Genomic DNA, 19,545 nt, shown 5'->3' on the forward strand with positions numbered 1-19,545 from the left:
TCTGTTTCTGTCTTCTGGACCTAGTGCGTGAGGATTTTGGAGAGGAAGTCCTTGGCGCGGTCGCTCTTCGGGTTGGCGAAGAACTCGGCCGGGGGAGCGGACTCAACGAGCTGACCGTCGGCCATGAAGACCACGCGGTTGGCGGCGTGGCGGGCGAAGCCCATCTCGTGCGTGACGACCACCATCGTCATGCCCTCCTTGGCGAGCGAGGTCATGACCTCGAGCACCTCGCCGACCATCTCGGGGTCGAGGGCGCTGGTGGGCTCGTCGAACAGCATCGCTTTGGGCTGCATGGCCAGGGCGCGGGCGATGGCCACGCGCTGCTGCTGGCCGCCGGAGAGCTGGGCCGGGTATTTCTCCGCCTGGTTGCCGATGCCGACCCGGTCGAGCAGGGACATGGCACGGTCACGGACGACGGCCGGCTTCTCCTTGCGCACCTTCAGCGGGCCGAGCATGACGTTCTGCAGGATCGTCTTGTGCGCGAACAGGTTGAAGGACTGGAACACCATGCCGACCTCGCTGCGCAGCCGCGCGAGCGGGCGGCCCTCGGCGGGCAGCGCCTGGCCGTCGAAGGTGATGGTGCCGTCGTTGATCGGCTCGAGCCGGTTGATGGAGCGACAAAGCGTGGATTTACCGGAACCCGACGGTCCGATCACGACTACGACTTCGCCCTTGGCGACGGTGAGACTCACGTCGTTGAGCACGTGCAGCGGACCGAACCACTTGTTCACTTTGTCGAGGACGATGAGAGCCTCGTCGGACACTGCTGGACCACCGTCCCTGTTCTGGCGGATCACCCGGATGGGCACACTCTATGGGGGCTGTTGTATCGGTTCACACCGAGAATGGTCACGGAGCGGTAACACAGGAAGTGCGAGGCGCGACCTTTGTCCACCATGTTCGGTATGGCTGACATGGATCCGACAGGCGGCCTTTGGAACTGGGCCGCCTCATCGTCCCTATCCGAGGAGCGGGTCCACAGCGCGCTCGCGGGCGCGCTGGAGCGCTCAGTCGTGCCGCTCGGCCCGGAGCCGGCCGGTGGCGCCATGTTGTGCGACGTCTATCACGTCGGGGGCGACTTCCCGACGCTGATCGATGTCTACCTGGCCCCGGAGGACCTCGCCGAGGCCACCGCGGCCAGCGCGGTCGCGGTGCGGCTCGAGGTCGAGATCATCCTTCCGGACGACACCCTCGACCCGACGAGGTACGTGCTGGCCCGGCCCGACGGCAGCCTCGGGCTGGTGCACGTCGACGAGGTCGAGACCGACGACGGCCCGGAGCGGCGCAACGTGCGTTCGTGCGACGGCGGACCCACTGGTTGCGAGCGCCCTGCCGCCTGAATCGACTACGGCGTACCCTGGTCAATTGCCATGACTACAGAGACTGTGGGCGCCACGCGCACGTACGACGTGCGCACGTACGGCTGCCAGATGAACGTGCACGACAGCGAGCGCATCTCCGGTCTGATGGAGGACGCGGGCTACGTGCGCGCCGCCGACCCCGAGTCGGCCGACGTCGTGGTGTTCAACACCTGTGCCGTACGGGAAAATGCCGACAACCGCCTCTACGGCAACCTCGGCCACCTGCGCCCGACCAAGGTCAAGAATCCGGACATGCAGATCGCGGTCGGCGGCTGCCTGGCCCAGAAGGACCGCGGCGACATCGTCAAGAAGGCGCCCTGGGTCGACGTCGTCTTCGGCACCCACAACATCGGCTCGCTGCCCGCGCTGCTCGAACGCGCCCGGCACAACCAGGAGGCCGAGGTCGAGATCCTCGAGTCGCTCGAGGTGTTCCCGTCGACGCTGCCCACCAAGCGCGAATCGACGTACGCGGGCTGGGTCTCGATCTCCGTGGGCTGCAACAACACCTGCACGTTCTGCATCGTGCCGTCGCTGCGTGGCAAGGAGAAGGACCGCCGCCCCGGCGAAATCCTGGCCGACGTCGAAGCCCTGACGAAAGAGGGCGTCCTCGAGGTCACGCTGCTCGGGCAGAACGTCAACTCGTACGGGGTGGAGTTCGGCGACCGTCTGGCGTTCGGCAAGCTGCTGCGCTCGACCGGTCAGATCGAGGGGCTGGAGCGGGTGCGTTTCACCAGCCCCCACCCCAAGGACTTCACCGACGACGTGATCGCCGCGATGGCCGAGACGCCGAACGTCTGCCACTCGCTGCACATGCCGCTGCAGTCCGGCTCCGACCGGGTGCTCAAGGCCATGCGCCGCAGCTACCGCCAGGAGAAATACCTCGGCATCATCGACAAGGTGCGGGCCGCGATGCCCGACGCCGCGATCACCACCGACATCATCGTCGGCTTCCCCGGCGAGACCGACGAGGATTTCGAGCAGACCCTCGAGGTCGTGCGGCGGGCCCGGTTCTCCAGCGCCTTCACGTTCCAGTATTCGAAGCGCCCCGGCACCCCCGCCGCGATCATGGAGGAGCAGCTGCCCAAGGCCGTCGTGCAGGAGCGCTACGAGCGGCTGATCGCGCTGCTCGAGGAGACCACGTGGGCCGAGAACAAGCGGCTCGTCGGCGAGAAGGTCGAGGTGCTCGTCGCGGTCGGCGAGGGGCGCAAGGACGAGCGTACGGGCCGGATGAGCGGCCGGGCCCGGGACGGCCGGCTGGTGCACTTCGCGACCGGCGGCCTCGCCCCGCGCCCCGGCGACATCGTCGAGACCGTGGTGACGTACGCGGCGCCGCACCACCTCAACGCCGACGGCGAGCCGCTCAGCCACCGCCGCACCCGCGCGGGCGACGCCTTCGAGGCCGGCCGCACGCCGAAGCTCAAGGGTGTCTCGCTCGGCCTGCCGTCGCTCGGGGTTCCGGCCCCGCTGCCGGCGGCCGAGGGCTGCTCGCTCTGATCCGCTCCAGCAGCGCCCTCGTCGCGGGCGGGTCGGGCGCCGCCCCGGCCACCGCGACGAGCACCCGCCGCACCCGTCCGGGCAACCTCACCACCCGTACGCGGTCGTTGCGATGGGCCGTCAGCGCGAGCGCGGGCAGCGTGGTGACCCCGAGGTTGCGCGCCACCAGCTGCTGCGCCGCCACGTAGTCGTCGGTGGTGAACCGGATGTCGGGCGTGAACCCCTCGGCCGCGCACGCCCGCAGCAGCTCGTCGCGGCACCGCTCACACCCGCCGATCCAGCGTCGCTCGCGATGGTCGGCGAGCCGGTCACCCGGCCAGTCCTCGGGTGCGACCAGGTAGGTCTCGTCCTCGAAGAGCTGCTCGGTGCGCAGGCCGGCCACGTCGGGACCGTCGTCATGCGTGAAGATCACCGCCACGTCCACCTCGCCCCGGCGCAGCAGCCCGATCGCCTCGGGCGGCTCGGCCTCACGGAAGCGCAGGTCGACTCCGGGATGCTCGGCGTCGAAGGCGGCCGCCGCGGCGGGCACGAAGGTGCCGAGGGCCGAGGGGAAAGCCGCCAGCCGGACGCGTCCCGCCCGCAGCCCCGAGTGCGCGGCCAGCTCCTCCTCGGCCGCGTCGAGGCGGCCCAGGATCTCCTCGGCCCGATCGGCCAGCAGCCGTCCCGCCTCGGTCAGCCGGATCCCGCGACCCACCCGCTGCACCAGCCGGCTGCCGGTCTCGGCCTCGAGCCGGGCGAGGTGGTGGCTGACCGAGGGCTGGGCGTAATGCAGCGCCTCGGCGGCGGCGGTGACGCTTTTGTGCCGGGCCACGGCGACCAGCACGCGCAGGCGGGTGACGTCGAGCATCAGGCCAACCTATCGATCCCGTCTATGAGTTTCCTCGGCAGGTGGCATTGGACCGATCAGTGATGCCGGGGCGACGATCAAAGGCATGTTCTCGTACGCCGATGTGCGCGCCGCCGTCCCCACAGTCACCCGCCACCTGCCGCCCACCCCGATGTGGTCGTACCCGGTGCTGAACGCCGCCGTCGGCGCGACCGTGCACGTCAAGCACGAGAACACGCAGCCGGTCGGCGCCTTCAAGGCCCGCGGCGCGCTCAACCTGCTCGCCTCGACGCCCGGTCGTGGCATGGTCACCTATTCGACCGGCAATCACGCGCAGTCGATGGCCTGGGCCGGCCACCTCTTCGACACCCCGTGCACGATCGTCATGCCCGAGGGCGCCAACCCGGCCAAGGTCGCCGCGGTGCGGGCCTGGGGCGCCACGGTCGTCCTGACCGGCGCGCGGCTGGCCGATGCCGAAGCCCACGCCACCGAGCTCGCCGCGAAGACCGGTCACCGCCTGGTCAGCCCGGGCGACACCCCGGAGCTGCTGGCCGGCGTGGGCACGCTCTACGAGGAGATCCTGACCGCGCGCCCGGGCCTGGAAGCGATCGTCGTGCCCGTCGGCAGCGGCACGGGCGCGGCCGCCGCCGCGATCGTCGCCGAGGCGCTGGCGCCGCGCTGCGAGGTGATCGCCGTGCAGTCCGCGGCCTCGCCCGCGGCCCACGACTCGTGGCGCTCGGGCACCCCGTGCGTCCGCCCCAACGAGACCCGCGTCGAGGGCCTGGCCACCGGCCGCGGCTACGACCTGCCGCAGCAGATCCTGCGCAAGCACCTGACCGACTTCGTGCTGGTCTCCGACGACCGCATCGCCGAGGCCCAACGCCTGCTCGCCACGACCGCCCACACCCTGGCCGAGGGCGCCGGCGCGGCCGCGTTGGCCGCCCTGCTGGAATTCCCGGACCGCTTCGCCGGCCGCGAGGTGGCCGTCGTCTGCTCGGGCGGCAACGCTTCGCCGGCCGAGCTGGAAAGGCTAGGTCAGGGCGCCGGCCGCTAGATCCTCCAGCGCGGTGCTGACCAGATCCTTGTGCCCGTCGAGCTGCTTCTGCGTGGTGACCGGCGACTGCAGCAGGATCGTGGCCTGGACCTTGGCGTTGCCCGTCCACAGGGTGGCCTCCAGCGCACCCTCGCCGGACGCGTAGACCTGCGCGGGGCTGGGAAAATACCTCAACCTCGCAAACGGCTCGTCGTTGGCGCGGGCCGCCTCCCGCTGCTCGCGGGCCTCGTCGACGGCCGCGGCGCGAAGGTCGTCGTTCTTGCCGACCTGCACGTGCGCGATCACCGCGGGCGGCTTCTCGGCCGAACCGTAGGCGCAGGTGAGCGTCGTGACGTGGGGCAGGTCGGCCGTCTGGGGCGGGCCCGACGGTGCCGCCGCGGCCAGTTCGGGAGCAGTCCAGGCCGGGCACTTCTCGGCCCAGAGCGTCCACACCGTCTCGCCCGCATCGATCTCCGCGCAGCCGCCGGCCAGCGCCAGCACGGCCACAACCCCGGCCCACCGTACGTTCCCCGCCATCGATCTCCTCCGCTCGATCAGCGGAGAGGATCGCACACGCCGAGCGGGCACGCCGCCCCCTGAGAGCGATGTGTCACGTGCCGGGCGAAGCGGGACCGGAGAACCGGGGGCCCCTCGGAAGGTTGAGGAGCCGCCGGAACTCGTACGGGATGGGTTCAGGAAGCCTGCTCGGCGAGGGCCAGGAACTGCTTCTTCGAGTTGAGCGCCTGCTCCGCTTCCTTGACCCGCTTGGCGTCGCCGGCGGCCTTGGCTCGTTCGAGGCGCTGCTCGGCCTCGGCCACCTGCTCGCGCATCTGCTGCAGCAGCGGGTTGTCCTGCGGGGTGGTCTTGCGCCAGGCCGAGTCCATCGCCACGCGGATGCGCTCCTCGGCGGCCCGCCAGCGACGGTCGAGCGAGGCGGCCGACTCGCGCGGCACCCGGCCCGCGTCGTGCCAGGCGGCCTGCGCGTCACGCATCTTGTTCTGCGCGCCCCGCGGGTCGGCGTCGACGTCGAGCGCCTCCACCTCGGCCAGGATCGCCTGCTTCTTGTCGAGGTTGCCCTTGTATTCGGCGTCGCGGGCCGAGAAGACCTCGCTGCGGCGGGTGAAGAAGGCGTCCTGAGCGGCCCGGAAGCGTTCCCAGAGGCGCTGCTCGGCCTCCTTGGCGGCCCGCGGCGCGGCCTTCCACTCGGACATGAGCTCCTTGAGCCGGTTGGCCGTCGTCGACCACTCGGTCGACTCGGCCAGGCTCTCGGCCTCGGTGACCAGGTCTTCCTTGGCCGTCTGGGCCTGCTTGCGCTGGCCGTCGAGGGTGGCGAAGTGGGCGCCGCGGCGGCGGGTGAAGCCGTCGCGGGCCGTGGCGAACCGCTTCCACAGCTCGCCGTCGGTCTTCTTGTCGACGCCGCGGATCGTCTTCCACTCGTCGAGGATCTCCTTGAGGCGGTCGCCGGCCGACTTCCAGCCGGTCGACTCGGCGGCGATCTTCTCCGCCTCCTCGACCAGGGCAGTCTTGCGGGCGACGGCCTCGGCGCGCGCCGTCTCGCGGGCGGCCCGGGCCTCGCCGGCCTTCTCCTCGGCCAGGGTGGTCAGGCGGTCGAGCCGGTTGCCGAGCCCCTCGATGTCGCCCACCACGTGCGCCTCGTCGAGCTGCTGGCGCAGGCGCTTGACGCTCGTCAGCGAATGCGAGGCGTCGGCGGCGCCGGACTTGAGGCGGGCCTCGACGAGCTCGACCTCGGTCACGAGGTCGGCGAAGCGCCGCGCGAAGTGGGCCAAGCCTTCCTCGGGGGTGCCCGCCTGCCAGGAGCCGACCACCCGGTCGCCCTCAGCGGTCTTCACGTACACGGTGCCGTCGGCATCCACGCGCCCGAAGGCCGTCCAGTCGTTCATGACCCATCCTCGTCTTCCCGGCGTCTCCGATCTCACCTGATCGGTGACCACCGCCACAGCGCAGTCGAACGCCTAGCTTCTCTACGGCATTCTTTCTCGCGCATTGTCACAGGTCCAACCCGGTTACGGGGAAGCGCCCGCCGATGACCGTGGCCAAACCTTGTCCTACCGTTGCTCCGTGCCGTTCGCAGGAGCTCCCCGCGTGATCACCGTCGTCGGGCCGACGGCGGCGGGCAAGTCGGCTCTCAGCATCGCTCTCGCGCACGAACTGGGCGGCGAAGTGGTCAACGCGGACTCGATGCAGCTATACCGCGGCATGGACATCGGCACCGCGAAACTCACCCCGGCCGAGCGCGACGGGGTTCCGCACCATCTGCTCGACATCTGGGACGTGACCTTTCCGGCGGCCGTCGCCGAATATCAGGGGCTGGCCCGCGCGGCGATCGACGACATCCTGACCCGGGGCCGGGTGCCGCTGCTGGTGGGCGGGTCGGGGCTCTATGTGCGGGCGGTGCTGGAGGAGTTCGAGTTCCCGGGCACCGACCCTGAGATCCGGGCGCGGCTCGAGGCGGAGCTGGCTGTGGCCGGGCCCTCACCTCTCTATGCGCGGCTGCACGACCAGGATCCGGTGGCGGCCGAGAAGATCCTTCCCTCGAACGGGCGACGCATCGTGCGCGCGCTGGAGGTCATTGAGCTGACCGGGCAGCCGTTCACCGCGGCCCTGCCGGCGCCGACACCGCATTACCCGTCGGTGCAGATCGGGGTCGACCGGCCGACCGACGTGCTCGACGAGCGGATCGCGCTGCGGGTCGACCTGATGTGGGCGGCCGGGCTGCTCGACGAGGTCCGTTCGCTTCTTCCGCAAGGCCTTCGAGACGGCCGTACGGCCTCCCGCGCGCTCGGCTATCAACAGGCGCTCGCGCAGCTCGACGGTCTCGCCGCGGAGGAAGAGGCCAAGGCGGACACCGTACGGGGGACTCGCCGGTTCGTGCGGAGGCAGCGCTCGTGGTTCCGGCGCGACCCGTCGATCACCTGGCTCGACGGGGGCTCGCCGACGCTGTTGGCGGATGCCCTGGCCCTTACGGAATGATGGTTCGGTGCATTTCTCCAAGGGCCACGGAACCGGCAACGACTTTGTGATCGTCGAGGACGTCGACGGCGCGCTCGATCTTTCCGCCACGCAGGTCGCCGACCTGTGTCACCGGCGGTTCGGCATCGGTGCCGACGGTGTGCTGCGGGTGGTGCGCGCGGCCAAGGATCCGGCCGGCGCGGCGATGGCCGGTGACGCCGAGTGGTTCATGGACTATCGCAACAGCGACGGCTCGATCGCCGAGATGTGCGGGAACGGGGTCCGGGTCTTCACCCGCTACCTGGTCGCCCACGGCCTTGTGTCCGACCTTTCGGATATTCCGGTCGCCACCCGGGCCGGCGTGGTGCACGCGGTGGTCGAGGGTGACCAGATCCGGGTGCACATGAAAAGCCCTTCCCTGTACGCGGCGGGCACCGCGACCACCGGCCCGCTGACGTTCCCCGGCGTGGCCGTCGACTGCGGCAACCCGCACCTGGTCTGCCAGCTGCACGACGGCCTGGCCCTCGACTCGCTCGACCTGCACGTGGCCCCCGGCTTCGACAAGACGCTGTTCCCCTCGGGCGTCAACGTCGAGTTCGTCGTGCCCGCGCCCGCGCTGCCCGAGGCCGACCTGCACGTGGCCATGCGCGTCTACGAGCGAGGCTCGGGCGAGACGCTCTCGTGCGGCTCGGGCGCGCTGGCTGTGGGTGCGGTCGCGCTGCGTGACGCGGGCCTGGCCATGGGCACGGTCGCGGTCGACCTGCCCGGCGGGCGGCTGACGGTGACGCACGACAGCGAGGATCGCTGGTGGCTGGCGGGTCCCGCGGTGCTGGTGGCGACGGGTGAGCTGCTCTGATGCACAACGTGGCGCACCGGGGCTACTCAGCGGTCGCCCCCGAGAACACGCTGCCCGCCTTCGCCGCGGCCGTCCTCGGCGGCGCCACGCTGATCGAGTTCGACGTGCGCACCACGGCCGACGACGTCCCCGTGGTGATCCACGACCGCACGCTCGACCGCACGACCTCGGGCTCGGGTCACGTCTGGGATTCCCCGTACGAGTCGGTAGCCGCCCTCGACGCCGGCTCGTGGTTCTCGCCCGCGTACGCCGGGGTGCGCGTCCCCACGCTGGCCGCGGTGCTGGAGCTGCTGACCGAGGCCGACCTGCTCCTGGAGATCAAGCCGCCCGCCACGCTGCCCCAGGTCAAGACGATCCTCGAGCTGGTCGGGGCGGCCGGGGCGCGCGACCGCACGATCGTGCAGAGCTTCGACCCCGAGATCGTCCGACTGGTCCGCGAGGTCGACCCGGTCGTCCGCCGGGGCCTGCTGCGCCTGCGCTTCGAGGCCGACACGCTCGACCTGGCCGACGAGCTGGAAGTGGTGTGCGTCAACCCGTCGACCGCCGACGTGCTGGGCGACCCGCGGACGGTGGCCGCGCTGACCGCCCGCGGCATCGACGTGATGGCGTGGACGGCCAACGACATGGCCGAGTGGGCGCCCTTGTCCGAGTCCGGGATCGCCGGGCTGATCACCGACCGGGTGGCCGAGCTGACCGGTTGGATCGCCGCGCGCTGAAAGAGCGTCGGTCAGTCTTCAGCCGGTCGTCGCGACGGCCTTGGCCACTGATCAAGGCCGCCGCAAAACCACGGGACTGGTCCTAACTCGTACGAAATGGTTTTAGAAGGTCTCTTCCGGCGCCTGTTCGAGGTCGGCCTCCGGCAGAGCACTCGCGTTGTGCGATCCGGAAGAGGGCCCCTTGACCGCGGCGCGGATGGCGGCGGCCACGGCCGGAGTGACCTTCGGGTCGAAGACGCTCGGGATGATGACGGTGGGGTTGAGCTTGTCCTCGCCCACCACGTCGGCGATCGCGCGCGCCGCGGCCAGCGCCATCTCCTCGGTGAACTCCTCGGCGCTGACGTCGAGCATGCCGCGGAAGACGCCGGGGAACGCCAGCACGTTGTTGATCTGGTTGGGCTGGTCGGACCGGCCGGTGGCGACGACCGCGGCGTGCCGGCGGGCCTCGCGCGGGTCGACCTCGGGGTCGGGGTTGGCCAGCGCGAAGACGATCGACTTCTCGGCCATCTTGGCCACGTCGTCACCGGTGAGCAGGTTGGGCGCGCTCACGCCGATGAACACGTCGGCGCCGACGATCGCGCCGGGCAGGTCACCCGAATAGTTGTCCTTGTTGGTGTTCTCGGCCAGCCACTGCCAGGTCTCCGACATGTCGGCCATCCCGCGGTGCAGGGCGCCCTTCCGGTCGTACGCGATGATGTCGCCCACGCCCTGGCGCAGCAGCAGCTTCATGATCGCCGTGCCCGCCGCGCCCGCGCCCGACACCACGACCCGGACGTCCTCGAGTCGCTTGCCGACCACCCGCAGCGCGTTGGTCAGCGCCGCGAGCACGCAGATGGCCGTGCCGTGCTGGTCGTCGTGGAAGACCGGAATGTCGAGCTGCTCGCGGAGCCGCGCCTCGATCTCGAAACAGCGCGGCGCGGCGATGTCCTCGAGGTTGATGCCGCCGTAGGCCGGCGCGATCGCTTTCACGATGCGCACAATCTCGTCGGTGTCCTGGGTGTCGAGCACGACCGGCCAGGCGTCCACGCCGCCGAACCGCTTGAACAGCGCGGCCTTGCCCTCCATGACCGGCATGGCCGCGGCCGGGCCGATGTTGCCCAGGCCCAGCACGGCCGAGCCGTCGCTGACCACGGCGACCGTGTTGCGCTTGATGGTCAGGCGGCGGGCGTCGGCCGGGTTCTCGGCGATCGCCATGCAGACGCGGGCGACACCCGGCGTGTAGGCCCGGGAGAGCTCGTCACGGGTGCGCAGCGCGACCTTCGACTGCACCTCGATCTTGCCACCCAGGTGCAGCAGGAAGGTGCGGTCGGAGACCTTGCGGACGTCGACGCCGTCCTGCTCCTCGAGCTGCTTGACGACCTGGTCGGCGTGGCTGGAGTCGGCCGTGTCGCAGGTGAGGTCGACGAGCACGCGAGTGGGGTCCGAGTCGACCACGTCGAGGGCCGTCACGATCGCGCCGGCCTCGCCGACACAGGTGGTGAGACGGCCGATGGACGAGGCGTCCGCGGTCACTGCTATCCGGATCGTGATCGAGAATCCTGCGCTCGGCAGGCGGGTCGTCACCACGGTGTTCCCTCCGACATTGGTGGGTGCGTCACCGTAATCTTGCTCCTGTGGAATATCGGATTCCATCCGGGTAGTTATAGGAGAGCCCAGCACTCACGTCCTCCTCCCCACCCGCCGCCCTACCTGAATTAAACAACGCTTCAATCAAACGCCCGGCCACGTTAAGTGGATGCGCCGAGAACGGTCACGTGCCACGATCGGGGCCGAGGAGGTCACCTTTTGCGAAACACTTACCAGGCACCCGTACTGGAACTTGACGAGCCGGACGACGTCACGACCGGCGACCTCGAGCTCGAGGAGCGGCACTCGCTGCGGCGGGTTGCCGGTCTCTCCACCGAGCTCACCGACATCACCGAGGTCGAGTATCGGCAGCTGCGGCTCGAGCGGGTCGTTCTGGTCGGCGTCTGGACCGAGGGCAGCGTCTCCGATGCCGACAACTCGCTGACCGAGCTGGCCGCGCTGGCCGAGACCGCCGGTTCGCAGGTGCTCGAGGGCCTGATCCAGCGGCGCTCCCGTCCCGACACCGCCACCTTCATCGGTCGCGGCAAGGTCGACGAGCTGCGCGACGCGGTGGTCGCCACCGGCGCCGACACGGTCATCTGCGACGGCGAGCTCTCCCCGAGCCAGCTGCGCAACCTCGAGCAGCAGGTCAAGGTCAAGGTCGTCGACCGTACGGCGCTGATCCTCGACATCTTCGCCCAGCACGCGAAGAGCAAAGAGGGTAAGGCCCAGGTCGAGCTGGCCCAGCTGCAATACCTGCTGCCGCGGCTGCGGGGCTGGGGTGAGTCGCTGTCCCGGCAGGGTGGTGGCGCCGGCGGTGGCTCGGGCGGTGGTGGCGTCGGGACGCGTGGTCCCGGTGAGACCAAGCTCGAGACCGATCGCCGCCGCATCAACCAGCGCATCGCGAAGCTGCGCCGGGAGATCAAGGCCATGCGCACCGTACGGCAGACCAAGCGCTCGCGCCGTGCGAGCAGCGGCGTCCCGGCCGTGGCGATCGCCGGCTACACCAACGCGGGCAAGTCCAGCCTGCTCAACCGGCTGACCCAGGCCGGCGTGCTGGTGGAGGACGCGCTGTTCGCCACGCTCGACCCGACCACCCGGCGCACCTCGGCCGAGGACGGGCGCGTCTACACGCTGTCCGACACGGTCGGCTTCGTCCGGCACCTGCCGCACCAGATCGTGGAAGCGTTCCGCTCCACGCTCGAGGAAGTCTCGTACGCCGACCTGGTCGTGCACGTCGTCGACGGCGCCCACCCCGACCCCGAGGGTCAGGTCAGCGCGGTCCGCGAGGTGCTGGCCGAGGTGAGCGCCGACGCGATCCCCGAGCTGCTGGTGATCAACAAGATGGACGCCGCCGACGAGGAGACGGTGCTGCGCCTCAAGCGCGCGTGGCCCGACGCCGTGTTCGTGTCGGCCAAGTCCGGCGCGGGCATCGCCGAGCTGCACCAGGCGATCGCCGAGAAGCTGCCGCGCCCGGCGATCGACATGCGCGTCCTGCTGCCGTACGACCGTGGTGACCTGGTGGCCCGGATCCACCGCACCGGTCAGGTGCTGCAGACCCAGCACGTCGAGGCCGGCACCGAGCTGCGGGTCCGCGTCGGCGAGGCGCTGGCGGCCGATCTGGCCAACTTCGTGATCTAGCCGACAACGCCGGCCGGTCCTCTCGACCGGCCGGCTTTGCCGAGTTCGCGGCTAAACCGACATAACGCATTCACGAGATCCAGGCGTAACACCGGTCCTGGAAAGCTCATGCGACACTGATCGGATGCGGCGTCTCGTGTTCCCGGTGATCGTGGCCTCCGGGCTGGTGATGATCGGCTCGTCCGCGGCGTTTGCCGACGATCCGATCCCCACGGTCAGCGTGCCCTCCGTGGCTGGCAAGAAGATGTGCCAGATCAAGGACAAGCGGATCAACGAGGCGTCCGGGCTGGTGGCCACCAAGACGGGCTACGTCGTGATCAACGACAGCACCGGCGAGAACGCCAACAAGCGCATCTTCTTCCTCGACACCAAGTGCGAGGTCACCAACGCCGTCAAATACAGCGGCAAGGGCCAGCTCGATCCGGAAGACCTGATCCTTTCGCCCGACGGCAAGACGCTGTGGGTCGCCGACATCGGCGACAACAACTTCGACAACGACAAGAGCCGGCCCACGATCGGCCTCTGGTCGCTGCCGGCCACCGGCAAGGGCGAGCCGGTGCTGCACCGGCTCTCCTACCCCGAGGGCGACAAGCACGACGCCGAGGCGATGTTGCTCAACGGCGACGGCACCCCGCTGATCGTCACCAAGGAGATCGGCAAGCCGGCCGGGGTCTACCAGCCGACCGCCGCGCTCAAGTCGAACAACGAGGAAGGCGTGCCGATGCGGCGCGTCGCCGAGATCCAGCCCTCCGCGACGCAGACCGCCGGCGGGCCGTACGCGCGGATCGGCAACAAGACGATCAGCGGCGGCGCGGTGGCGCCCGGCGGCGGCAAGGTCGCCCTGCGGACTTACACCGACGCGCTCGAGTGGGACGTCAAGAACGGTGACGTGCTCGCCGCGATCAAGGGCCGGCCCCGCACGACCGGGCTGCCCAACGAGACGCTGGGCGAGGCGATCGCCTACAGCCCCGACGGCAAGTTCTTCTACACGACGTCGGACATGAGCGGCGAGACCGAAACGCCGAACTACATCCTGCGTTACACGCCGGCCACCACGGTCGCCAGCGCGGCCAAGGACGCGGGCGAGGACGAGGGCGGCGCCTGGTATGCGAACCTCGAGCTCAGCGACATCACCTACGCCGTGGGCGGGGTCGGCCTGCTCGGGCTGATCCTCGTGGGCGTGGGCGCGATGGGGATCGTCAAGCACCGCAAGCGGGTGGCCGCCGCGCCGGCCGCCGACGACGACGGTGACGACGACGGCTTCAAGAACCCGCTCGCGGGCGAGCCCGAGACCGAGCTGATCGGGGTCGGCGGGGCGCCGCAGCGGTCCGGGGTCTATGGCGGCGCGCGGTCGGGGCCGGTCAACGGCAAGCCGGCCGGGCCCAAGTCCGGTGTCTACGGCGGCAACCCCCATGGGCAGCGGCCTGGTGGGCCCGGCGGCCCTGGTGCCAAGCCGCAAGGACGACCCGCCAACGGGCAGCAGCAGCCGGCGCGGGCCGGGGTCTACGGCGGCCCGCAGGGTGGTCAGCCTCCGCGTGGCCCGCAAGGTCAGCCGCCCCGTGGTCCTCAGGGCCAGCCGCCTCGGGGCCCGCAGGGTCAGCCGCCGCGTGGTCCTCAGGGCCAGCCGCCTCGGGGCCCGCAGGGTCAGCCTCCCCGTGGCCCGCAGGGTCAGCCGCCTCGCGGTCCCCAGGGCCAGCCTCCGCGTGGGCCGCAGGGTCAACCGCCGCGTGGGCCGCAGGGTCAACCGCCGCGTGGGCCGCAGGGCCAGCCGCCGCGGGGTGGCCAGCAACCTCCCCGCGGCCAGCAACCGCCGCGCGGTCAGCAGCCTCCGCCGCGTGGTGGCGGTGGCGGTGGCGTCTACGGCGGTCGCAACGACTTCCAGCAGCAGCGTCCCGAGGGCCGTTTCGACGGATACGGCCCCCGGCGCTGATCTTCTGCCGCTTCGTCAGACCCGGCGCAGCACGGCCACGACGCGGCCCATGATGGTCGCGTCGTCGCCCGGGATCGGGTCGAACGCGGGGTTGGCCGGCATCAGCCAGACGTGCCCGTCGCGCTGTCGATAGCTCTTCACCGTGGCCTCGCCGTCGATCATGGCGGCCACGATGTCGCCCGCGTTCGCCGTCGGCTGCTGCCGCACGACGACCCAGTCGCCGTTGCAGATCGCCGCGTCGATCATCGAGTCGCCCTTGACCTCGAGCATGAAGACCTCGCCCTCGCCGACCAGCTCGCGCGGCAGCGGGAAGAACTCCTCGACGGCCTGCTCGGCCAGGATCGGGCCACCGGCGGCGATCCGCCCGACCAGCGGCACGTACGCCGGCTGGGGGCGCGCCGAGCGCAGGCCCTCCTCGTCGACCATCTCGTTGGGGGAGCGGACGTCGACGGCGCGCGGCCGGTTGGGGTCGCGCCGCAGGAAGCCCTTGGTCTCCAGCGCCTTCAGCTGATAGGCCACGCTTGACGGCGAGACCAGGCCGACCGCCTCGCCGATCTCCCGCACGCTGGGCGGATAGCCGTAACGCTCCACCCAGTCGCGGATGAACTCGAGAATGCGCTTCTGCCGGGCGGTCAGGTCGGCGGTGACCGGCTCGGGGAACTGGCTGACCACCGGGGTGACCGAGCGCAGTTGCGGCGCGTCGGCGGCACGCCCGCGGCTCGGTGTGCGGCGGCGCAGCGCCGCTCCGCTGTCTGGCTTGGTCTGATGTTGCCGGCTGCTCGTCCGGTCGTCGGTCGACACGTCCGCCCTCCCTGTCGGCCAGTGCCCCGTGGGGTGGGGCACGTGGTGCGTCCTGCGTTCGCGGAGCCGGCTCGCACCGTGGGGATGGCGCTCGCCCGGCTGACCCTCTTGAGGGAAGACCGTAATGGCGCGGTACGACATATTCAAACATCTGTACGACATTCCTCCGGCGTGTCGCCCGGAAGTGCTCGACTTCCGTACGCGTGTTCTGATAGACCGTCGTACGGGCGTTCGATCGAACGCTCGTACGAAGATCGCCTCTCGGTGGAGGGAACGTCATGGTGGCGAACCAGGTGCGGCACGTGGAGCCTCCGCTGCGACTCACCCGTCGCGGCCGCGTCGTCGTCCTCGGCCTCCTGGTCGTGCTGGCCTCGCTGGCCAGTGCCGTGTTGTTCACCACCGCGTCCCGGGCCGAGCAGTCTCCCGCCGGTCCGCCGCCGACGATCGTGGTCCGCTCGGGCGACACGCTGTGGGACATCGCGGCCCGCTCGATGCCGAGCCGTGACGGCCAGGCCGCCGTCGACGAATTGCGCCGGCTCAACGGCCTGTCGGGCTACGGCGTGGCCGCCGGCGATGTTTTGATCTTGCCGCGGGCCGTCTGATCTCAGCGGTCCGTGACCGCCGGTCCACCGCTCGTGTTGAGTCGCAAAATACGGCGCGCCGACCCGCCGGTGAACTTGCGCCGGTGTCCGCCGCGGCATAGCGTCTACCCCAACATCTAGTAGTTACAAGGGTGTAAGTCATCCACTGGTTGGGGTTCACCTCCACCGTTCATCTACCGGCCGTAACGGCGTCAGCTGGTGAGTAACCGGCGAACCGCCGTGTTTTTGCGTGCCTGCGGGCGATCGTGGAGGGTGCTGAAGGGGGTCCGAGGTGCGCTGCCCGTACTGTCGCCACGCCGATTCACGGGTGGTCGACTCGCGCGAGGCCGACGACGGTCAGCTGATCCGTCGCCGTCGATCGTGCCCCGAGTGCGGCAAGCGGTTCACCACGGTCGAGGAGGCGATCCTCGCCGTCGTGAAGCGCAGCGGTGTCACCGAGCCGTTCAGCCGGGCAAAGATCATGAGCGGGGTTCGCAAGGCCTGCCAGGGCCGGCCCGTCGACGAGGACTCGATCGCGCTGCTCGCGCAGAAGGTCGAGGAGACCGTCCGGGCCAAGGGCGCGGCCGAGGTGCCCAGCCACGAAGTGGGCCTGGCCATCCTCGCTCCGCTGCGAGAGCTCGACCAGGTGGCTTATCTCCGGTTCGCCAGCGTCTACAAGTCCTTCGACTCGCTCGACGAGTTCGAGAGGGAGATCACGGCGCTGCGCGAGGCGACGATCGCCCGCGAGGCCGGGGTGCGACACCCCGTGGCCCCGCGGTCCGGCGGTCGCGCACCACGGGCTTGACGGCAGTAGCGGCATTTTTTCGAGGGGGAGCAGTATGGCCGGGGACGGCATCACAGCAGGTCGGCAGCGCAGCCGTGCGAACGGCGTGAGCGCGGCCGGCGGGGGGCTGCGGGTCGAGCGGGTCTGGACGACCGAGGGAGTCCACCCGTACGACGAGGTCGAGTGGGAGCGCCGCGACGTCGTCATGACGAACTGGCGGGACGGCTCGATCAACTTCGAGCAGAAGGGCGTCGAGTTCCCGACCGCGTGGAGTGTCAACGCGGCGAACATCGTCACCACCAAGTACTTCCGGGGCGCCGTGGGCACGGCCGACCGCGAGTGGTCGCTCAAGCAGCTGATCGACCGGGTCGTCTCGACGTACCGCAAGGCGGGCGAGAAGAACGGCTACTTCGCCACCAAGGCCGACGCCGAGCTGTTCGATCACGAGCTCACCTGGATGCTGATGCACCAGGTGTTCAGCTTCAACTCGCCGGTCTGGTTCAACGTCGGCACCAAGTCGCCGCAGCAGGTCAGCGCGTGCTTCATCCTCTCGGTCGACGACTCGATGGACTCGATTCTCGACTGGTACAAGGAGGAGGGCCTGATCTTCAAGGGCGGTTCGGGCTCCGGCGTGAACCTGTCCCGCATCCGCTCCTCCAAGGAGCTGCTGTCGTCCGGGGGGACCGCCAGTGGCCCGGTGAGCTTCATGCGCGGCGCCGACGCCAGCGCCGGCACGATCAAGTCCGGTGGCGCCACCCGCCGGGCCGCCAAGATGGTCATCCTCGACGTCGATCACCCCGACATCGAGGAGTTCGTGCGCACCAAGGCGCGTGAGGAAGACAAGATCCGCGCGCTGCGCGACGCCGGGTTCGACATGGACCTCGGCGGCGACGACATCGTCTCCGTGCAGTATCAGAACGCCAACAACTCGGTCCGCGTCTCGGACGAGTTCATGCGGGCGTACGAGGAGGGCACTGAGTTCGGCCTGCGCGGCCGGCTCGACGGCGAGGTCATCGAGAAGGTCGACGCCAAGAAGCTCTTCCGCGACATCGCCCAGGCCGCTTGGGAGTGCGCCGACCCCGGCCTGCAGTACGACGACATCATCAACGACTGGCACACCAACCCCGAGACCGGCCGGATCACCGCGTCCAACCCGTGCTCGGAATACATGTCGCTGGACGACTCGTCCTGCAACCTGGCCTCGCTCAACCTCATGAAGTTCCTCAAGGCCGACGGCGGCTTCGAGACCGAGAAGTTCGTGAAGAGCGTCGAGTTCATCATCACCGCGATGGAGATCTCGATCTCGTTCGCCGACTTCCCGACCGAGAAGATCGGCATCACCACCCGCGCCTACCGTCAGCTCGGCATCGGCTACGCGAACATCGGCGCCCTGCTGATGGCCTCCGGCCTGCCGTACGACTCGGAGGCGGGCCGCAGCGTCGCCGCCGCGATCACCTCGGTGATGACCGGCACGGCGTATCGTCGCTCGGCCGAGCTGGCCGGAGTCGTCGGGCCGTACGAGGGTTACGCCCGCAACGCCGACGCCCACAAGCGGGTCATGCGCAAGCACGCCGCGGCCAGCGACGACATCCGCCCGGCGCACCCGATCGCCGCCGAGCTGGCCCGCGAGGCCGGCAAGCAGTGGCAGGACGGCCTCAAGATCGGCGAGAAGAACGGCTGGCGCAACGCCCAGGCGTCGGTGCTCGCCCCGACCGGCACCATCGGCCTGATGATGGACTGCGACACCACCGGCATCGAGCCCGACCTGGCCCTGGTCAAGTTCAAGAAGCTCGTCGGCGGCGGCTCGATGCAGATCGTCAACCAGACGGTCCCGCGCGCCCTGCGCAGCCTCGGCTACCCCGAGGAGCAGGTCGAGGCGATCGTCGAGCACATCTCCGACCACGGCAACGTCGTCGACGCGCCGGGCCTCAAGCCCGAGCACTACCCGGTCTTCGACTGCGCCATGGGCGAGCGCGTGATCTCGCCGCTCGGCCACGTGCGCATGATGGCCGCCGTGCAGCCGTTCATCTCGGGCGCCATCTCCAAGACGGTCAACATGCCCGAGACGGCGACCGTCGAGGAGATCGAGGAGATCCACTACCAGGGCTGGAAGCTCGGCCTGAAGGCGCTCGCGATCTACCGCGACAACTGCAAGGTCGGCCAGCCGCTCTCCGCGGCCGGCAAGAAGTCCGGCACCGCCTCGACCGAGACCGCCGCCACCGAGGCCCCCGCGGCCGAGGTCGAGAAGGTCGTCGAGAAGGTCATCGAATACCGCCCGGTCCGCAAGCGGCTGCCCAAGAAGCGCCCGTCCGAGACGGTCTCCTTCTCGGTCGGCGGGGCCGAGGGCTACCTCACCGCGTCGTCCTACCCGGACGACGGCCTCGGCGAGGTCTTCCTCAAGATGTCGAAGCAGGGTTCGACCCTGGCCGGGGTCATGGACGCCTTCTCCGTCGCGATCTCGATAGGCCTGCAGTACGGCGTCCCGCTGGAGACGTACGTCAGCAAGTTCACCAACATGCGCTTCGAGCCGGCCGGCATGACCGACGACCCGGACGTGCGCATGGCAGCGTCGGTGATGGACTACATCTTCCGTCGCCTGGCGCTCGACTTCCTGCCGTACGACACCCGCGCCGACCTGGGCATCTTCACCGCCAAGGAGCGTGCCGCCCAGGTCCAGGCCGAGGCAGCGGCCGAGGCCGCCGCGGTCGACCAGGTCGTGACCACCCTGGCCGCCTCCGCCCCGGTCTCCGCCCCGGTCGGCGGGGCCACCGCCCCGGCCGACGCCGTGATCCCGACGGCGGAGCCGGAAAAGGCCGCGCCGTCCTCGGCCGGCTCCTCCACCGAGCTGCTCGAGGTCGTCACCGGCCACTCGGCCGACGCGCCGCTCTGCTTCACCTGCGGCACCAAGATGCGCCGCGCCGGCAGCTGCTACGTCTGCGAAGGCTGCGGCTCCACCTCCGGCTGCAGCTGACACCGGGGTTGGCAT

Annotated in this window: 17 protein-coding genes; 11 read left to right on the plus strand and 6 right to left on the minus strand. The window is 70.2% G+C overall.

Going from position 1 to position 19,545, the window contains the following annotated elements; translation table 11 throughout:
• Window positions 1-20 precede the first annotated feature (20 nt).
• A complete protein-coding gene (locus JKJ07_RS05040; RefSeq protein ID WP_202990068.1) occupies window positions 21-764 on the minus strand; it encodes an amino acid ABC transporter ATP-binding protein in 744 nt (247 codons plus the stop codon).
• A 141-nt stretch (window positions 765-905) separates the two neighbouring features.
• On the opposite strand from JKJ07_RS05040, the gene JKJ07_RS05045 reads away from it, so the two are divergent.
• Both JKJ07_RS05045 and miaB read left to right on the plus strand, forming a co-directional pair.
• A complete protein-coding gene (locus JKJ07_RS05045) occupies window positions 906-1,340 on the plus strand; it encodes a hypothetical protein (RefSeq protein ID WP_236028424.1) in 435 nt (144 codons plus the stop codon).
• Window positions 1,341-1,370: 30 nt separating this feature from the next.
• Window positions 1,371-2,855: a tRNA (N6-isopentenyl adenosine(37)-C2)-methylthiotransferase MiaB gene (miaB, locus tag JKJ07_RS05050; protein WP_202990070.1), complete on the plus strand. Its 1,485-nt coding sequence runs from the start codon at window positions 1,371-1,373 to the stop codon at window positions 2,853-2,855.
• Here the strand turns inward: miaB and JKJ07_RS05055 are convergent.
• Complete coding sequence (locus tag JKJ07_RS05055; RefSeq protein WP_202990071.1) at window positions 2,779-3,702, minus strand: LysR family transcriptional regulator; 924 nt, start codon at window positions 3,700-3,702, stop codon at window positions 2,779-2,781. The two genes, miaB and JKJ07_RS05055, sit on opposite strands and share 77 nt — an antisense overlap.
• A gap of 85 nt (window positions 3,703-3,787) precedes the next feature.
• On the opposite strand from JKJ07_RS05055, the gene JKJ07_RS05060 reads away from it, so the two are divergent.
• Window positions 3,788-4,735: a threonine ammonia-lyase gene (locus JKJ07_RS05060; RefSeq protein ID WP_202990072.1), complete on the plus strand. Its 948-nt coding sequence runs from the start codon at window positions 3,788-3,790 to the stop codon at window positions 4,733-4,735.
• On the opposite strand, the gene JKJ07_RS05065 is transcribed toward JKJ07_RS05060, so the two are convergent.
• Both JKJ07_RS05065 and JKJ07_RS05070 read right to left on the minus strand, forming a co-directional pair.
• The gene (locus JKJ07_RS05065; RefSeq protein WP_202990073.1) at window positions 4,712-5,251 is read right to left on the minus strand and encodes a hypothetical protein; all 540 of its coding nucleotides are present in this window, start codon (window positions 5,249-5,251) and stop codon (window positions 4,712-4,714) included. The genes JKJ07_RS05060 and JKJ07_RS05065 overlap by 24 nt on opposite strands.
• Before the next feature lie 155 nt (window positions 5,252-5,406).
• On the minus strand, window positions 5,407-6,615 hold the full coding sequence (locus tag JKJ07_RS05070) for a DUF349 domain-containing protein (protein ID WP_202990074.1): 1,209 nt from the start codon (window positions 6,613-6,615) through the stop codon (window positions 5,407-5,409).
• A 160-nt stretch (window positions 6,616-6,775) separates the two neighbouring features.
• Here JKJ07_RS05070 and miaA point away from each other — a divergent pair, with 160 nt between their 5' ends.
• The 3 genes from miaA to JKJ07_RS05085 are packed head-to-tail and all read left to right on the plus strand — an operon-like array spanning window position 6,776 to window position 9,256.
• Window positions 6,776-7,705, plus strand: coding sequence for a tRNA (adenosine(37)-N6)-dimethylallyltransferase MiaA (gene miaA / locus JKJ07_RS05075; protein WP_438871363.1), 930 nt, complete (start codon window positions 6,776-6,778; stop codon window positions 7,703-7,705).
• 7 nt (window positions 7,706-7,712) lie between these two features.
• On the plus strand, window positions 7,713-8,540 hold the full coding sequence (dapF, locus tag JKJ07_RS05080; RefSeq protein WP_202990076.1) for a diaminopimelate epimerase: 828 nt from the start codon (window positions 7,713-7,715) through the stop codon (window positions 8,538-8,540).
• A complete protein-coding gene (locus JKJ07_RS05085; protein WP_202990077.1) occupies window positions 8,540-9,256 on the plus strand; it encodes a glycerophosphodiester phosphodiesterase in 717 nt (238 codons plus the stop codon). The genes dapF and JKJ07_RS05085 overlap by 1 nt, the downstream gene beginning before the upstream one ends.
• 102 nt (window positions 9,257-9,358) lie before the next feature.
• Here JKJ07_RS05085 and JKJ07_RS05090 read toward each other — a convergent pair whose 3' ends face one another.
• Complete coding sequence (locus JKJ07_RS05090; protein ID WP_202990078.1) at window positions 9,359-10,822, minus strand: NAD-dependent malic enzyme; 1,464 nt, start codon at window positions 10,820-10,822, stop codon at window positions 9,359-9,361.
• A 219-nt stretch (window positions 10,823-11,041) separates the two neighbouring features.
• On the opposite strand from JKJ07_RS05090, the gene hflX reads away from it, so the two are divergent.
• The gene (gene hflX, locus JKJ07_RS05095; protein WP_202990079.1) at window positions 11,042-12,463 is read left to right on the plus strand and encodes a GTPase HflX; all 1,422 of its coding nucleotides are present in this window, start codon (window positions 11,042-11,044) and stop codon (window positions 12,461-12,463) included.
• Window positions 12,464-12,587: 124 nt separating this feature from the next.
• Entirely contained in the window at window positions 12,588-14,393 is a 1,806-nt protein-coding gene (locus JKJ07_RS05100) for a hypothetical protein (RefSeq protein ID WP_202990080.1), read from the plus strand.
• 15 nt (window positions 14,394-14,408) lie between these two features.
• Here JKJ07_RS05100 and lexA read toward each other — a convergent pair whose 3' ends face one another.
• Window positions 14,409-15,194, minus strand: a complete 786-nt coding sequence (lexA, locus tag JKJ07_RS05105) for a transcriptional repressor LexA (protein WP_202990081.1) — start codon at window positions 15,192-15,194, stop codon at window positions 14,409-14,411.
• 278 nt (window positions 15,195-15,472) lie between these two features.
• Here lexA and JKJ07_RS05110 point away from each other — a divergent pair, with 278 nt between their 5' ends.
• The 3 genes from JKJ07_RS05110 (at window position 15,473) to JKJ07_RS05120 (ending at window position 19,530) form a co-directional block, all read left to right on the plus strand.
• Window positions 15,473-15,796 carry a LysM peptidoglycan-binding domain-containing protein gene (locus JKJ07_RS05110; RefSeq protein ID WP_202990082.1) on the plus strand — a complete coding sequence of 108 codons (324 nt, stop codon included), beginning with the start codon at window positions 15,473-15,475 and terminating at the stop codon, window positions 15,794-15,796.
• A 271-nt stretch (window positions 15,797-16,067) separates the two neighbouring features.
• Entirely contained in the window at window positions 16,068-16,580 is a 513-nt protein-coding gene (nrdR, locus tag JKJ07_RS05115; protein ID WP_202990083.1) for a transcriptional regulator NrdR, read from the plus strand.
• Between the two features lie 34 nt (window positions 16,581-16,614).
• On the plus strand, window positions 16,615-19,530 hold the full coding sequence (locus JKJ07_RS05120) for a vitamin B12-dependent ribonucleotide reductase (RefSeq protein WP_202990084.1): 2,916 nt from the start codon (window positions 16,615-16,617) through the stop codon (window positions 19,528-19,530).
• Window positions 19,531-19,545 lie beyond the last annotated feature (15 nt).

It is taken from the genome of Paractinoplanes lichenicola, from assembly GCF_016785085.1.
GTDB lineage: Bacteria > Actinomycetota > Actinomycetes > Mycobacteriales > Micromonosporaceae > Actinoplanes > Actinoplanes lichenicola.

Bases quoted from the DNA above. Each gene is read 5' to 3' on its own strand.
- JKJ07_RS05045 (WP_236028424.1), top strand. From the start codon at position 906: ATGGCTGACATGGATCCGACAGGCGGCCTTTGGAACTGGGCCGCCTCA.
- miaB (WP_202990070.1), top strand. From the start codon at position 1,371: ATGACTACAGAGACTGTGGGCGCCACGCGCACGTACGACGTGCGCACG.
- JKJ07_RS05055 (WP_202990071.1), bottom strand. From the start codon at position 3,702: ATGCTCGACGTCACCCGCCTGCGCGTGCTGGTCGCCGTGGCCCGGCAC.
- JKJ07_RS05060 (WP_202990072.1), top strand. From the start codon at position 3,788: ATGTTCTCGTACGCCGATGTGCGCGCCGCCGTCCCCACAGTCACCCGC.
- JKJ07_RS05065 (WP_202990073.1), bottom strand. From the start codon at position 5,251: ATGGCGGGGAACGTACGGTGGGCCGGGGTTGTGGCCGTGCTGGCGCTG.
- JKJ07_RS05070 (WP_202990074.1), bottom strand. From the start codon at position 6,615: ATGAACGACTGGACGGCCTTCGGGCGCGTGGATGCCGACGGCACCGTG.
- JKJ07_RS05085 (WP_202990077.1), top strand. From the start codon at position 8,540: ATGCACAACGTGGCGCACCGGGGCTACTCAGCGGTCGCCCCCGAGAAC.
- JKJ07_RS05100 (WP_202990080.1), top strand. From the start codon at position 12,588: ATGCGGCGTCTCGTGTTCCCGGTGATCGTGGCCTCCGGGCTGGTGATG.
- JKJ07_RS05110 (WP_202990082.1), top strand. From the start codon at position 15,473: ATGGTGGCGAACCAGGTGCGGCACGTGGAGCCTCCGCTGCGACTCACC.
- JKJ07_RS05120 (WP_202990084.1), top strand. From the start codon at position 16,615: ATGGCCGGGGACGGCATCACAGCAGGTCGGCAGCGCAGCCGTGCGAAC.